Raw genomic sequence first — 13,781 nt, 5'->3', positions numbered from 1 at the left:
GGCCGGTGGCTCACCGCGTACGCGCCCCGCCGCGCCGCTCGTACCACGCGAACCCGGCGACCGAGAGACCCACCAGGGCAGCCCCCAGCAGCCAGCCGCCCAGTACGTCGCTCAGCCAGTGGACCCCCAGGTAGAGCCGGGTCACCCCCACCCCGACGACGGAGACGCCCGCCACGGCCAGCGCCCCGCGCCACAGCCGGGGCCCGGCACCGTACCGGCGCAGCAGCCACAGCAGCAGCCCGCAGGTCACCACGGCCGTCAGCGCGTGGCCCGAGGGGAACGCGGCGTAGTGCGCGGAGTCCACCGGGTCGGGCCAGCGCGGCCGCTCCCGGCCGACCGCGGACTTCAGCCCCTGCTGCGCCAGCGTGCCCAGCAGGCTCGTCGCCGCCACCCACACCGCGAGCGGCCGGGCCCCCCGCCACCACAGCGCCACCACCGCCACGGCGATCAGGGCCCGCATGGTCCACGGGTCCCAGAACCAGTCGGTCAGGACCCGGTTGACGTGCACCAGCCCCGGCTCGGTCACCGCTCCGCGGTGCAAGGTGTCCGCGACGGTGCGGTCCAGGTCCATCAGCGGTGACCACCGCACGGCCACGAGGGCCAGCAGGGCCAGGAAGAGCAGCCCGCAGACCGTGCCCGCGCGCAGCGCGGTGAGCCGGTGGTGGCGGAGGGGCGGCGGGGCGAGCGAGGTGGACGGCATGGGGCGATCCTCGCGGACGACGGGCCGCCGCGGCCACCACAGAGCCTTGTGGCGGCGCACTTTCGACGCCGGGGCCGGTGCGCTATCGCAGTGCGCTGAGCCCGGGGAGGAACGCGATCAGCAGCGGGACCACCGGAACCAGCGCGGCCGCGGCGGTCAGCCGGAGCCTGTGCCCGGCGGTGAGCCGGTCCGCCGGGGTCAGCAGCCGGTTCACCCGCATCGGGAGCTGTGCGCCCGGCGTCGGGCACGGGCCGAACACCCCGCGGTCCTCGTTCAGTTCCACCAGGGCCAGGGCGATCGTGAGCCGCCCGAAACGCTTGGACGCCACGTCGTCCGCGGCCAGTTCGACCAGCCGGTGCATCTCGTCGCGGAACGCCGCGAAGACCGGGACCTGCGGGAACCCGGAGGCCAGGGCGCCGGAGCAGTGCAGCAGCCAGTCGTGGCGCGCCTTCGCGTGCCCCTGCTCATGGGCGAGTACCGCGTCGAGCTGACGGCCTTTCAGGCGCCGGAGTGCCGTGGTGGTGATGACCAGTTGAGGGGCGGCGCCCGGCAGCCACCAGGCATCCGGACGGTCACCCTCCAGCACCACCAGACGGGCGCTGCCGGCCTCCTCGCCGGGCATCAGCGGGGCCCGCACCAGCAGTTCGGCACGCCGTGTGCGCCGTCGCACCCGGGCCCGGCGGATCTCCCGGGTCAGCATCACCGCCGACCAGACGCCGCCGAGCGCCAGCAGCACCGCCATCGCCGCCGACCAGGAGCCGTGCCCGCCGAGCGCGTACGCCTCCACCACCGCCCGCGGCGCCGGAGCGAACACATGGCCGCGCACCGCCTGCCAGGCGGCGGCGGCGCTGAACGTCATGGAGAGCGCGAACGAGACCAGCACCCCGGCCACCGCGCACTGCCACACCCAGAGCGCCACCACGGGCTCGCGCTCCGGCCACCGTGCCCGGGCCATCAGCCGCGGGGTCAGGACGGCGGCCAGTGCACCGAGCAGCAGCAGTGCGAGGGAGACCAACATGCAGCCAGCCTATGAGGGGCGCGGCGGCCACGGGTATGGCCGTGCACGGCAAGTGACGCACGCCACGGTTTGCCGGGCGGTCGTCTCACAGGCCGAGCAGCATCGCGAACATCGCCATCCCCATCGTCAGCCGGCAGGCGAGGGCCAGCTCGGGCCGGGTGGCCCAGCCTCCCGCGGCGCCGCCGCCGGACGCCGCGGCCACGGGTATCAGCCGCGCCCCCGACCGCAGCACGTACACCGCGAAGTAGGCCAGCAGCCCCCCGGTCAGCAGCGGGACGCCTCCCGCCACCGCTGCCCCGTGGCCCGCGTGGACGCCGTGCCCCGCGCCCGCGCCGGGCGCCATCGTCAGCGCCATGTAGACCATCGCCACGGAACCGACCAGATGATGCAGATGGTGCCGGTCGAGCCGGGCGAACCAGAGGGCGCGCAGGGCGGCCCCGCCGAACAGCACCGCGTACACCGCCCAGCCCCAGGCGGGCGGCGGCACGACGGCCGCGGGCACGGCCATCGCCGCCATGCCGAAGCCCATCAGCGCCTCCGCGCGCGCCGCCCTGCGCCCCTCCCCGCTCTCGCCCCGGGTGCGCAGCAGGCAGTAGGCCCCCGCCGCCGCGCACAAGGCCATCAACAACCAGCCCGGAACCACCGGTCCGTGCACGGCACACCCCCTGGACGTACGACGCGGTACCCCCAAGGTCGATGCCCGTACGGGAACTGCCGTACGCGGCGCACTGGGGTACAGGGGGAGCGCGCGGAGGGAGCGTTCCCTCCGCGCGCGGTGCGGTTGCGGCCCGGGGTCAGTCGAGCGTGAGGGCCTTGAAGGCGCGCGCCTGCTCGGTGATGGCCCGCTCGGTGGGCAGCCGTTCCATGGACGAGGCGCCGAAGAACCCGGCGATCCCCGAGGTGTGCTCCAGGACGTAACGGGCGTCCTCGGGTTCGGCTATCGGCCCGCCGTGGCAGAGCACGACGATCTCCGGATTGACCCGCTTGGCCGCGTCGTGCATCTCCTGCACGGCGGTGGCGGCCTCGTCGAGCGTGAGCGCGGTCGCGGCGCCGATCGACCCCTTGGTGGTCAGCCCGACGTGCGGAACGAGCACATCGGCACCGGCCCGCGCCATCGCGGCCGCCTGATCCGGGTCGAACACATAGGGAGCGGTGAGCAGATCGCGCTCATGGGCCTGGCGGATCATGTCGACCTCCAGGCCGAAGCCCATCCCGGTCTCCTCCAGGTTCTCCCGGAACTTCCCGTCGTACAGGCCGACGGTCGGGAAGTTCTGCACACCGGTGAAGCCCACGGCCTTCAGCTGGTCGAGGAAGTTGCCCATGATCCGGAACGGGTCGGTGCCGCACACCCCGGCGAGCACCGGGACGTCCCGCACCACCGGCAGGACCTCGCCCGCCATGTCGAGCACGATGGCGTTGGCGTCACCGTAGGGCAGCAGGCCCGCCAGCGAGCCGCGGCCGGCCATCCGGTAGCGGCCGGAGTTGTAGATGATCAGCAGGTCGACGCCGCCGGCCTCCGCGCACTTGGCGGACAGACCGGTGCCCGCGCCCGCCCCGATGACGGCCCGGCCGGACCGGACCTGTTCGGTCAGTCGGGCCAGTGCTTGTGTGCGGTTCACGGATGAGCTCCTGTTCGGACGAGAGGTGTTCATGGGGTGGTCGGTGGGCGCCGCCGCTCAGGACCGAGCGCGGGCCGTGCCGTGCGCCGTGATCAGCTGGTGGAGGTGGTCGGCGGCGGCGACGGCGAACGACGGGTCGTTGAGGTGGGCGCCGATCTCCCGCAGGTCCACGGCACTGCCGCGCACCGCCTCCCGCAGGGCGGCGAGCCCGGCCGCGTCGGCCTCCGGATCGTGGAACGGGCCGCCCGGGGCGTCCACGGCGGAGACACCGCCCAACGGCCACAGCACCGCCGTCGGGCCGTGGGCCGCGGCCAGCTTCCGTCCCATCGAGGCGCCCAGCTCGGCCATCTCGCCGGGCGTGGTGCGCATCAGGGTGACGGTGGGGTTGTGGACCAGGAGACGGCGGTCGGCGAACCGCTCCGGGACGGTGTCGGCGGGGCCGAAGTTCACCATGTCCAGCGCCCCGGGCGCGACCACCTGCGGCACCCCGGCCAGGCCCGCCGCGGTCAGCCGGTCCGGCCCCGCGCTCAGCACCCCGCCGACCAGGTCGTCCGCCAGTTCGGTGGTGGTCAGGTCCAGCACACCGGCGAGGAACCCGCCCGCCGTGAGCTTCTCCAGCGCCCGGCCGCCGGCCCCCGTGGCGTGGAAGACCAGGACCTCGTACCCCAGCTCGTCCAGCCGCTGCCGGGCGGCGTCGACGGCGGCGGTGGTGACGCCGAACTGGCTGGCACCGACCAGCGGACGCCCCTGGGGGCCCGGGTTGCGCAGGCTCCGCTCGTGGTGGACGGCCATGCCGGCCGCCGCCGCGGCCGCGTTGCCCAGGATCTGCGACGACACCGAGTTGATGCCCGCCACGTCGACGACGCTGTACATCATCGTGATGTCGCTGCTGCCCACGTACGGCGACACGTCCCCGCTCGCCATGGTGGACACCAGCACCTTGGGGACGCCGATCGGCAGTGCCTGCATGGCGCGCGCGGCGATGAACGAGCCACCGCTCCCGGCCACGGCCAGCACCGCGTGGAGCTGCCCCTCCCGGTGCAGATCGCCCACGATCCGCTCCACGCCCTCGGCCATCGCGGTGACCGCCGCTCCCCGGTCCCCGGCGGCCCGCAGCGCGTCCAGCCCGTGCCCGGCGCGGCGCGCGACGGCCGCCGCGTCGATGTCGCCCGCCGGGCCGTCGACGGGCGAGGGCATCACCCCGGCGTCGACGAGCACCACGTCGCAGCCGGCCTCACGAATCCGCTCCGACAGCCACGCGTACTCCGCCCCCTTGGTGTCCAGTGTCCCGACGAGCACCACGGTCGCCATGTCTCGCTCCTTTGCAACGGCGTCCTCCCGATCATGTGCGAGCCGCCCGGCGGCGGCAAAGACCACTTGACGGCAATTGGCCTGCGTCGGGCGATGATGGGGCCATGGAGCGGATTCCTCCCACCCGGCTCTCCCGCCTGCTGACCGGGTGGTCCAAGGACGGCACCGGCGCGCTGCCCGCGCTGCTCGCCGCGGCGCTGAGCGAACTCGCCGAGCGCGGGGACGTCGCGCCGGGCACGGTGCTGCCCTCCCAGCGGGCCCTGGCCGCGGCGCTGGGCGTCAGCCGTTCCACGGTGACGGCCGCGTACGGTCTGCTGGAGGCCTGCGGACAGCTGGAGAGCAGACGGGGCAGCGGCTCCCGGCTGCGGGGCTCGGGGGCGGTGGGCCGGCCCGTCACCGAGGGGCGGCTGGCCAGCTTCGGGACCAGGGACGGCGTCATCGACCTGTCGAGCGGCGCCCTGGACGGGCTGCCCTCCGTCGCGGCGGCCGCCGACGCGCTCTCGGCCGCCGACCTCACCACCGCGCTGACCGGGGACGGGTACCTCCCGTACGGGCTGCCCGAGCTCCGCGAGGCGATCGCCGGTTACCACCGGTCGGCGGGGCTGCCGACCAGCGCCGACCAGATCCTGGTGACCGCCGGATCCCAGCAGGCCGTCTGGCTGATCACCCAGGGCCTGGTCGAGCCCGGCGACACCGTGGTCGTCGAGGACCCGACCTATCGCGGCGCCCTCGAAGCACTGCGCGCCCGGGGCGCCCGGCTCGTCCCCCTGCCCGCCGACGGCCCGCACGGCGCCGCCGCACTGGCCCGGCTGACCGGCCACGTCCGCCCGCGCCTGGTCTACCTCCAGCCCTCGCTCCACAACCCCACCGGGCGCGCCGCCGACGAGGCCGCCCGCCGCGCCTGGGCCGCCGTCCTCACCGACCAGGGCCTGTACACGGTGGAGGACAACGCCTACGCCGAACTGGCCCTGCACCACGACGCCGCGCCCGCCCCGCTGGCCGGGCTGCTGCCGCCCGCCGCCACGGCCACCGTCGGCACCCTCTCCAAGCTCTTCTGGGGCGGCCTGCGGATCGGCTGGATCCGCGCCTCCACCCCGGTCGTCCGCCGCCTCGCCGACATCAAGAAGTCCATCGACCTGTCCTGCCCGGTGGTGGACCAGCTCCTCGCGGTGACGCTGCTCCGGCAGCTCCCCGAGGCCAGGGCGCGCCGCCGCGCCCGGCTGCGGGAACGCCTCGTGGAGACCGAACGCCTCCTGCGGGACCAGGACACCGGCTGGCGGTGGCGGCGCCCCGACGGCGGCTCCGCCCTCTGGGTCGAGCTGCCCGGTGCCGACGCCGAGGCCACCGCCCAGCTGGCCCGCCGCGCGGGCGTACTGATCGTCCCCGGACCGGCCTTCTCCGCCGTGGACGGCTTCCGGCACCATGTGCGGCTCCCGTTCGCCGACCGGGACGGCGCCCTGGCCAGGGCCCTGCCGGTACTCGTCGACTGCGCGGAACGCAGCCGCGCCGCGCACTGACGGCGGCGTCAGGGGCGGTAGCGCAGCGGATGGCCGGCCGGCACCTCCACCACGACGATCCGGTGCCCGTCCGGATCGGCGATCCACATCTCGACCAGCCCCCACGGCTCGCGCACCGGCTCCCGCAGCACCTCGACGCCGCGGCCGGACAGCTCCACGTGCGCCGCCCGTACGTCCGCGACCTGCATCCACAGTTCGAGACCGGGCACCGGTGGCCCGGCGGCCCGCCCGGACACCTCCAGGAAGCCCCCGCCGAGGAAGTAGACCGTGCCCCGCTCGGGGCCGGTGCCGAACTCCCGGTACACGGGCAGCCCGAGCCGCTCGCCGTAGAACCGCCGTGACCGTTCGGGGTCGACCGGATGCAGCAGGACCCGGCTGCTCAGTACGTGCACCATGCCCGGACTCTAAGGGGCCCGTTCCCGGGGTTACGCTGCTCCGGCACGGCCGTGAGAGTGAAGAGACGGAGAACCACCACGATGGACGCAGTTTCCGCCCGGGAACCCGGACAGCCGACCTTCCGCGACGCGGTCGACGCCGATGTGCCCGCGCTGGTGGCGCTGATCGAGTCGGCGTACCGGGGGGATGCCAGCCGGGCCGGATGGACCACCGAGGCGGACATCCTCCAGGGGCAGCGGACCGACCCCGACGGGGTGCGCCGGATCGTCGAGTCGCCCGGCAGCCGGCTGCTGGTGGTGGAGCGGGACGGCGTGCTCGTCGCCTGCTGCCAGCTCGAACACCGCGACACCGCCGCCTACTTCGGCATGTTCGCGGTCCGTCCGGAACTCCAGGGTGAGGGGCTCGGCAAGGTGATCATCGCCGAGGCCGAGCGCACCGTCCGCGAGGGCTGGGGCGTGCGCGAGATGCACATGACCGTGATCTCCGTCCGGGACGAACTGATCGCCTGGTACGAGCGGCGCGGCTACCGCCGTACGGGCGAGCTGAGCCCGTTCCCGTACGGCGACGAGCGCTTCGGCATTCCGCAGCGCGACGACCTCGCCTTCGAGCTGCTCGTCAAGGACCTCGCCACCGGAGCGGCGTAGCGGCCCGCCGCCGGTGACCGGCGGCGGGCCGGGGCGGTCAGGCGGTGAAGCGGCCGGCGCGGCGGATCTCCGGGTGGTCGGTCGTCACCCCGTCCAGCCGCAGCGCCCGGGCCAGCCGCAGATGGTCCTGGGTGTTCACCACCCAGCCGATGACCCTCAGCCCCTCCGCGTGGGCCCGCTCCGTCACCTCCAGGGTGAGGCGGCGGATGTTCAGCGCCAGCGTCGCCGCCCCCACCGCCTTCGCCCGGTCGACCACGTCGCCCTGCCAGCGGCTCGCGATGAGCACGGTCCGCACCCCCGGCACCAGGCGGGCGATCTCGGCCACCGCCTCGTCGTGGAACGACGACACCTCGACCCGGTCGGCGAGGCCGCGGCGCAGCATCACCTCGGCCAGCGCGCGGGCCGCCGCCGCGTCCTTGATCTCGGCCTGCACGGGGGACCGCACGGCGTCGAGCACCTCCTCGAAGACCGGCACCCGCTCACCCTGTCCGGCGTCGAGTTCGCGCAGCTCGGCCAGGGTCTTCTCGCTGATCGGCCCCGTACCGTCGGTCGTCCGGTCCACCTCGGCGTCGTGCATGACGGCCAGGGCGCCGTCCTTGCTCAGATGGAGATCCAGCTCGATCGCGTCCATCCCGGCGCGCTCGGCCCGGACGAACGAGCGCAAGGTGTTCTCCGGCTCGACACCCATCACCCCGCGATGTCCGATGGTGAGAAAAGACATGGCAAACCCGCTTCCGTCGAGACGTCTTCCCGGTGCGGTCTCCTACCCACCGGACGCTCCGGCATGACGCCGGCGAGGCAGTCGGAGCAAGCTCCCGCTCCTGTGGCACCACGGTCCCGGGTAATCCCGGGGAAGTCGCCACGAGTCCCGCTTTGGACAGGAAAAATCGCGGTGACCATGGGGGGTCCGCAGGATAATTTACTGAGTCCCACTTGTCTCGAAGAACCCCACATGGATACGGTTGCTTAACGCGAGGTTCTCCTGTGGAGGAAGTGACATGACGGAAATTCTTGTGCACGGCGCCGCCGGAGGCGGCATAGCTACGGATCAGCGGGTGGTCGACCACTCCGCCTGGCCCCTGCTCAAGAATGCCGTGGAGGAGATCCGGCCCTGGCAGTCGAAGGACGGCTCCATCGACTTCGAGGTCGAGGGGGCGCCGTCCCCCGAGACCGCGCGCTCCGCCGTCGACCGGGTGATCGCCGCGGTCGAGGAGCTCTCCCCGCTGCTGCCGCACGACGCCGCCTACCACCGCGCCCTGGTCGCCGACCTGCGCCGCTGGGTCACCGACGGCTTCGGCGTGCCGGACTTCCTCGACTCGCTGCTCGCCTTCCAGCCGGCCAAGGACCGCGCCGACGGACTCCAGCACCTGGTCGTCTTCGCGATGTACACGCAGAACGGCAACCCGGACCGCAACCTCGAAGCGGTCGTCCTGCGGATGGTCTGGCCCGAGTGGCTGGCCGAGCTGGAGGCGACCCGCTACGACAACCCGCTGTTCTGCGGCATCACCTTCGAGGACTTCACCTCGGGGTACGACACCAACTCCGCCGTGCTCTTCCCGGAGACCATCGCCGTGCGCGAGGCCCCCGAGCGGTTCAGCTGGGGCGGCATCTTCTGCGACCGCGAGGCGGCCCGCTTCCGCCGGGTCACCGAGGCGTCCGTCGAGCTGCTCGGCCTCGAACTGCCCGAGGACATCCAGGAGATGGTCGGCGACCAGCAGCGCTGCGAGCAGGCGTTCGTGCTCTGGGACATGGTCCACGACCGGACGCACAGCCATGGCGACCTGCCGTTCGACCCCTTCATGATCAAGCAGCGCCAGCCGTTCTGGATGTACGGACTGGAGGAGCTGCGCTGCGACCTCACCGCCTTCAAGGAGGCCGTGAAGCTGGAGGCCGACGGCTTCCCCCAGGGCCGTGACGTCCAGTACGCCGTGCTCTTCGACCGGATGTTCCGCTTCCCCGTCACCGGCGAGCGGGTCCGCAACTACGACGGCCTCGGCGGCCAGCTGCTCTTCGCGTACCTGCACAAGCACGACGTCGTCCGGTGGACCGACAACACGCTGAAGATCGACTGGGACCGTGCCCCGCAGATCACCAACCAGCTCTGCGGCGAGATCGAGAAGCTCTACCGCGACGGCATCGACCGCCCCAAGCTGGTCCACTGGTTCGCCGCCTACGAGCTGGTCTCGTCCTACCTCGCCCCGCACCCCGGCTCCCGCTGGGCCAAGGGTCCGGACGCGCTGGACCTGTCGCAGCCGCCGCGCAAGCTCGTCGACGACGTGCTTCCGGACGAGTTTCCCCTGAGCATGTTCTATGAGGCGCTCTCCAAGAAGCTGAAGAACGTGATCGCCTCGACCAAGGGGATCACCGCCGCGGATGCCGAGCGGGCAGCCGCGTGAGCGCCGGGTCTGAGGAGGCGGTGGCCATGAACGGAAACGGCAAGGGCAGCGGGACTCTCGAAGGTGCCGTGATCGCGGTCGCCGGAGCCGCGGGACCGGCGGGCCGCGCCACGCTGCTCCGGCTGGCCGAGGCAGGTGCGACCGTCGTCGCGTCCGACGCCGACGCCGCGAGGCTGGCCGAGGCGGTCGACGCCGCGCGCTACGCCCACGGCGGCGCCACCGTCACCGGCGACACGGTCGATCTGCTGGACCTCGGCGCCACCCGGGAGTGGGCGGCCCGGACCGAGAAGGAGTTCGGCCGGATCGACGGCCTGGTCCACCTGGTCGGCGGCTGGCGCGGCAGCAAGAGCTTCGCCGAGACCGACCTCGCCGACTGGAACCTGCTGGAGAAACTGCTGATCCGCACGGTCCAGCACACCTCACTGGCCTTCCAGGAGGGCCTGCAGCGAAGCGACCGGGGCCGTTACGTACTGATCAGCGCGGCCGGTGCCTCCAAGCCCACCGCGGGAAACGCGGCCTACTCCGCCTCGAAGGCCGCCGCCGAGGCGTGGACCCTCGCGCTCGCGGACGCCTTCCGCAAGGCGGGGGGCGAGGAGGGGCCGAGGACCGCGGCTGCCATTCTGGTCATCAAGGCACTGGTGCACGACGCGATGCGCGCCGAGCGCCCGACTGCGAAATTCGCGGGCTTCACCGACGTCGAGGAGCTGGCCGAGGCCATCGCCGGCGTCTGGGACCGGCCCGCCCCGGAAGTGAACGGAAAGCGCCTGTGGCTGACCCCACAACCGTAAGGACCGACGCGCGGCGCCACCACGACCCGCAGGTCCGCGGCTTCGCCAGTGACAACTACGCGGGCACCCACCCGGAGATCCTCGCCGCGCTCGCCCTCGCCAACGGCGGCCACCAGATCGCCTACGGCGAGGACGAGTACACCGGGCACCTCCAGCGCGTCATGCACAGCCACTTCGGCCCCACCGCCGAAGCCTTTCCGGTGTTCAACGGGACCGGCGCCAACGTCGTCGCCCTCCAGGCGATGACCGACCGCTGGGGTGCGGTGATCTGCGCCGAGTCCGCCCACATCCACGTGGACGAGGGCGGCGCCCCCGAGCGGGTGGGCGGCCTCAAGCTGCTCACCGTGCCCACCCCGGACGGCAAGCTCACCCCCGAGCTGATCGACCGGCAGGCGTACGGCTGGGACGACGAGCACCGCGCCATGCCGCAGGTCGTCTCGATCGCGCAGAACACCGAGCTCGGCACGGTCTACACGCCCGACGAGATCCGCGCCATCTGCGACCACGCCCACGGACTCGGCATGAAGGTCCACCTGGACGGGGCCCGGATAGCCAACGCGTCGGCGTCGCTGGACGTGCCGATGCGCACGTTCACCAACACCGTCGGGGTGGACGTGCTGTCCTTCGGCGGCACGAAGAACGGGGCGCTCTTCGGCGAGGCCGTGGTCGTCCTCGACCCGGACGCGGTCCGCGCGATGAAGCATCTGCGCAAGCTGTCGATGCAGCTCGCCTCCAAGATGCGCTTCGTCTCCGTGCAACTGGAGGCGCTGCTGGCCGGGGACCTCTGGCTGCGCAACGCACGGCACGCCAACGAGATGGCCCAGCGGCTCGCCGAGGGCGTGCGTGCGGTGGGCGGCGTGGAGATCCTCCACCCCGTCCAGGCCAACGCGGTCTTCGCCCGGCTGCCGCACGCGGTGAGCGAACGGCTGCAGAAGCGCTTCCGCTTCTACTTCTGGGACGAGGCGGCCGGGGACGTGCGCTGGATGTGCGCCTTCGACACCACGGAGGACGACGTCGACGCCTTCGTCCTCGCCCTCAAGGAGGAGATGGCGAGGCAGTAGCCGCGCACGTACGGCCTGTGGCCCGTACTCCCCGGATCTCCGGGAGGTACGGGCCACAGTGACGTTTCGGCCGGGTCAGCTCCGCCCCTTCACCTCGGCCGGGGTCGGTGCCGTACCGCCGAGGTGCGCGGGCACCCACCAGGTGTCGCCCGCGTCCTTCGGCCGCACCGGATAGGCCCGCTGGGCCGCCTCCAGCAGCTCCTGGACCCGCTCCCGCAGCCGCCGGGTGATCGCACCCGCGTACTGGTCGGCGGGGGCCTCCACCGGCTCGCCGACGCGGATGGTCACCGGTACGTGCTGGCGCTTGAAATTGCGCGGCCGCCCCTTGGTCCACAGCCGCTGCGTGCCCCACAGCGCCACCGGGACCAGCGGCACACCGGCCTCCTGCGCGAGCCGTGCCGCGCCCGACTTGAAGCTCTTCAGCGTGAACGACTCCGAGATGGTCGCCTCGGGGAACACTCCGATGACCTCGCCGGAGCGCAGCGAGTCCAGCGCGTGCGCGTACGCGGCCTCGCCCTGCTTGCGGTCGACGGGGATGTGCTTCATCCCGCGCATCAGCGGTCCCGAGACCTTGTGCCGGAAGACCGATTCCTTCGCCATGAACCGGACGAGTCGCTTCTGGGGCAGGGCCGCGAGGCCGGTGAAGATGAAGTCGAGATAGCTGATGTGATTGCTTACCAGTACCGCGCCGCCGGTCTTCGGGATGTGTTCGGAACCCTGGGTGTCGATCTTCAGGTCGAGCGCCTTGAAAAACGTGCGAGCGGCGCCGATGACCGGTCGATAGACGAGTTCTGCCATCTGGGGAAGACCCTTCTTCAGCGCCTGAGGAGGATTCTCCCGGCGGAAGTTACGCAGCCGTAGGTTTGCGGCATGGCGCCGATCGTGCCCCATGCGCGACGCGGTGGCCAGTCTCAAGGGGCTCGGGAGGCGAGATTCTCGTCACGTGCGGCCTCCGGGAATGCCCCGGTGGCCGGCGGTGCTGAGCCCTTGTGACGAACTCTGACGGGAGGCCGAGGGTGGACGGGCAGTCGCAGGTAGGACCGCTGGACGCGGCCCGGCTCGGCGCCGAACTGGGCGAGCGGGCCACGCTCGTACAGTTCTCCAGCGCGTTCTGTCAGCCCTGCCGGGCGACCCGCCGCACGCTCACCGAGGTGGCGCGCATGGTGGCGGGCGTCGCCCATGTCGAGATCGACGCCGAGGCCCACCTCGGACTCGTACGGGAGCTGGGGATCAGCCGGACGCCGACCGTGCTGGTCCTCGACGCCGACGGCCGGATCGTCCGCCGTGCCGTCGGCCAGCCGCGCACCGTCGACGTGGTCGCCGCGCTGGGACGGGTGATGTGACGGGCCGTGACGCATCTCCCACATCGCGGGACGCCCTTGACGGCACCGGCCACGAATCGTCAGTCTGACGCTATGCCGCCGGAACCCCTTCTCTACGGCCGGGCCCACGTCGATCTCGCCCGTAACGCGAGCGCGCGCTGTCCGGGTGCCTGAGCAACCACGGCCCCGTACGTCTCCACCGCAGAAGGACATCTCCATGACGGCTTCGCCCGAAATCGGCTCTCCGGTCCAGGCCTCCTCCGCACTCCTCCGCTCCGTCTTCCGTCAGCACGCCGCCGGGGTGGCCGTGATCACCGCGGCCGGTGACCGGCCGGTCGGCTTCACCGCCACCTCCCTGAACTCCGTCGCGGCCGACCCGCCGCTGATCTCCTTCGGCGCCGGAACCGGGTCCTCCAGCTGGCCGGTCCTGGCCGAGGCCGAGTACGTCGGCGTCCACATACTCGGTGAGCACCAGCGGGAGCTGGCCGCCACGTTCGCCCGCAGCGGTGCCGACCGGTTCGGCCCGTCCACCTTCTGGCGCAGCGGCCCCGAGGGGGTGCCGCTGCTCGACGGCGTACTGGCATGGCTGGTATGCCGCGTGGTGGCCCGGGTTCCGGCGGGCGACCACCGGATCGTGATCGCCCAGGCCGTGGTCGGCGACCCGGCCGGGAGCGGCCGTCCGCTCCTGTACCACCAGGGTCGCTTCAACGCTCTGCGGGACTGATTCCTCCCCGACGGCACGAGTCCGTCGTACGTTGGGCATGTCACAGGTACGCGCGCTTGCCGATGTGCCGTCCGCTGGGTGTACTGACTAGTAATATTTCCGGTCGGGGCGTCGGTCGCCCCGACCGGAATCCGCCCCTTCAGGCGCCTATGCTGCGAGCAACAAGGCAGCCCCCGGAAAAGACGATGCAGTAGGAGAGCCGGCGTGAGCTTGAGGATCGTTGTCTGTGTGAAGTATGTGCCGGATGCGACGGGTGACCGGCGTTTCGCTGATGATCTGACGGTG

Annotated in this window: 15 protein-coding genes and 1 pseudogene; 8 read left to right on the top strand and 8 right to left on the bottom strand. The window is 72.5% G+C overall.

Features of this window, described 5'->3' with window-relative positions; genetic code table 11:
- Positions 1-10: 10 nt before the first annotated feature.
- The 5 genes from ACWC97_RS19035 to ACWC97_RS19015 form a co-directional block, all read right to left on the bottom strand.
- Positions 11-700, bottom strand: coding sequence for a phosphatase PAP2 family protein (locus tag ACWC97_RS19035; RefSeq protein ID WP_450650414.1), 690 nt, complete (start codon positions 698-700; stop codon positions 11-13).
- Positions 701-782: 82 nt separating this feature from the next.
- Positions 783-1,718, bottom strand: a complete 936-nt coding sequence (locus ACWC97_RS19030; RefSeq protein ID WP_450650412.1) for a M56 family metallopeptidase — start codon at positions 1,716-1,718, stop codon at positions 783-785.
- An 85-nt stretch (positions 1,719-1,803) separates the two neighbouring features.
- A complete protein-coding gene (locus ACWC97_RS19025) occupies positions 1,804-2,373 on the bottom strand; it encodes a DUF5134 domain-containing protein (protein WP_352274529.1) in 570 nt (189 codons plus the stop codon).
- A 139-nt stretch (positions 2,374-2,512) separates the two neighbouring features.
- Entirely contained in the window at positions 2,513-3,337 is an 825-nt protein-coding gene (locus ACWC97_RS19020; RefSeq protein WP_352274530.1) for a phosphoenolpyruvate hydrolase family protein, read from the bottom strand.
- Positions 3,338-3,394: 57 nt separating this feature from the next.
- On the bottom strand, positions 3,395-4,648 hold the full coding sequence (locus ACWC97_RS19015; RefSeq protein ID WP_450650410.1) for a Tm-1-like ATP-binding domain-containing protein: 1,254 nt from the start codon (positions 4,646-4,648) through the stop codon (positions 3,395-3,397).
- Between the two features lie 104 nt (positions 4,649-4,752).
- Between ACWC97_RS19015 and ACWC97_RS19010 the strand changes: the two genes are divergently transcribed.
- Positions 4,753-6,165 (top strand): aminotransferase-like domain-containing protein, encoded by a 1,413-nt coding sequence (locus ACWC97_RS19010; RefSeq protein WP_450650408.1) that lies wholly within the window; start codon positions 4,753-4,755, stop codon positions 6,163-6,165.
- Between the two features lie 8 nt (positions 6,166-6,173).
- Here the strand turns inward: ACWC97_RS19010 and ACWC97_RS19005 are convergent, their stop codons facing one another.
- Entirely contained in the window at positions 6,174-6,560 is a 387-nt protein-coding gene (locus ACWC97_RS19005) for a VOC family protein (protein WP_385213310.1), read from the bottom strand.
- Positions 6,561-6,641: 81 nt separating this feature from the next.
- Here ACWC97_RS19005 and ACWC97_RS19000 point away from each other — a divergent pair, with 81 nt between their 5' ends.
- Positions 6,642-7,205, top strand: a complete 564-nt coding sequence (locus ACWC97_RS19000; protein ID WP_385213307.1) for a GNAT family N-acetyltransferase — start codon at positions 6,642-6,644, stop codon at positions 7,203-7,205.
- A gap of 37 nt (positions 7,206-7,242) precedes the next feature.
- On the opposite strand, the gene ACWC97_RS18995 is transcribed toward ACWC97_RS19000, so the two are convergent.
- Positions 7,243-7,926: a glycerophosphodiester phosphodiesterase gene (locus ACWC97_RS18995; RefSeq protein ID WP_352274535.1), complete on the bottom strand. Its 684-nt coding sequence runs from the start codon at positions 7,924-7,926 to the stop codon at positions 7,243-7,245.
- A 277-nt stretch (positions 7,927-8,203) separates the two neighbouring features.
- On the opposite strand from ACWC97_RS18995, the gene ACWC97_RS18990 reads away from it, so the two are divergent.
- From ACWC97_RS18990 to ACWC97_RS18980, 3 genes are read left to right on the top strand one after another with little or no spacing between them, the layout of a single operon-like run.
- Entirely contained in the window at positions 8,204-9,601 is a 1,398-nt protein-coding gene (locus ACWC97_RS18990; RefSeq protein ID WP_450650405.1) for a DUF6421 family protein, read from the top strand.
- Positions 9,602-9,627: 26 nt separating this feature from the next.
- Entirely contained in the window at positions 9,628-10,389 is a 762-nt protein-coding gene (locus ACWC97_RS18985; RefSeq protein ID WP_450650403.1) for an SDR family NAD(P)-dependent oxidoreductase, read from the top strand.
- A complete protein-coding gene (locus ACWC97_RS18980) occupies positions 10,368-11,450 on the top strand; it encodes a threonine aldolase family protein (protein WP_352274538.1) in 1,083 nt (360 codons plus the stop codon). The genes ACWC97_RS18985 and ACWC97_RS18980 overlap by 22 nt, the downstream gene beginning before the upstream one ends.
- Before the next feature lie 75 nt (positions 11,451-11,525).
- Here the strand turns inward: ACWC97_RS18980 and ACWC97_RS18975 are convergent, their stop codons facing one another.
- The gene (locus ACWC97_RS18975) at positions 11,526-12,248 is read right to left on the bottom strand and encodes a lysophospholipid acyltransferase family protein (RefSeq protein WP_352274539.1); all 723 of its coding nucleotides are present in this window, start codon (positions 12,246-12,248) and stop codon (positions 11,526-11,528) included.
- A 218-nt stretch (positions 12,249-12,466) separates the two neighbouring features.
- Between ACWC97_RS18975 and ACWC97_RS18970 the strand changes: the two genes are divergently transcribed.
- The 3 genes and pseudogenes from ACWC97_RS18970 to ACWC97_RS18960 all read left to right on the top strand — a co-directional run.
- Positions 12,467-12,793 (top strand): TlpA family protein disulfide reductase, encoded by a 327-nt coding sequence (locus ACWC97_RS18970; RefSeq protein ID WP_352274540.1) that lies wholly within the window; start codon positions 12,467-12,469, stop codon positions 12,791-12,793.
- 196 nt (positions 12,794-12,989) lie between these two features.
- Positions 12,990-13,496, top strand: a complete 507-nt coding sequence (locus ACWC97_RS18965) for a flavin reductase family protein (RefSeq protein WP_352274541.1) — start codon at positions 12,990-12,992, stop codon at positions 13,494-13,496.
- Positions 13,497-13,700: 204 nt separating this feature from the next.
- Positions 13,701-13,781 (top strand): annotated as a pseudogene (locus ACWC97_RS18960) (electron transfer flavoprotein subunit beta); the annotation flags it as partial.

The organism is Streptomyces sp. NPDC001108, from assembly GCF_053598535.1.
The sequence above is the reverse complement of the archived record's forward strand: the minus strand, read 5'-3'. Positions and strand labels throughout refer to the sequence as shown.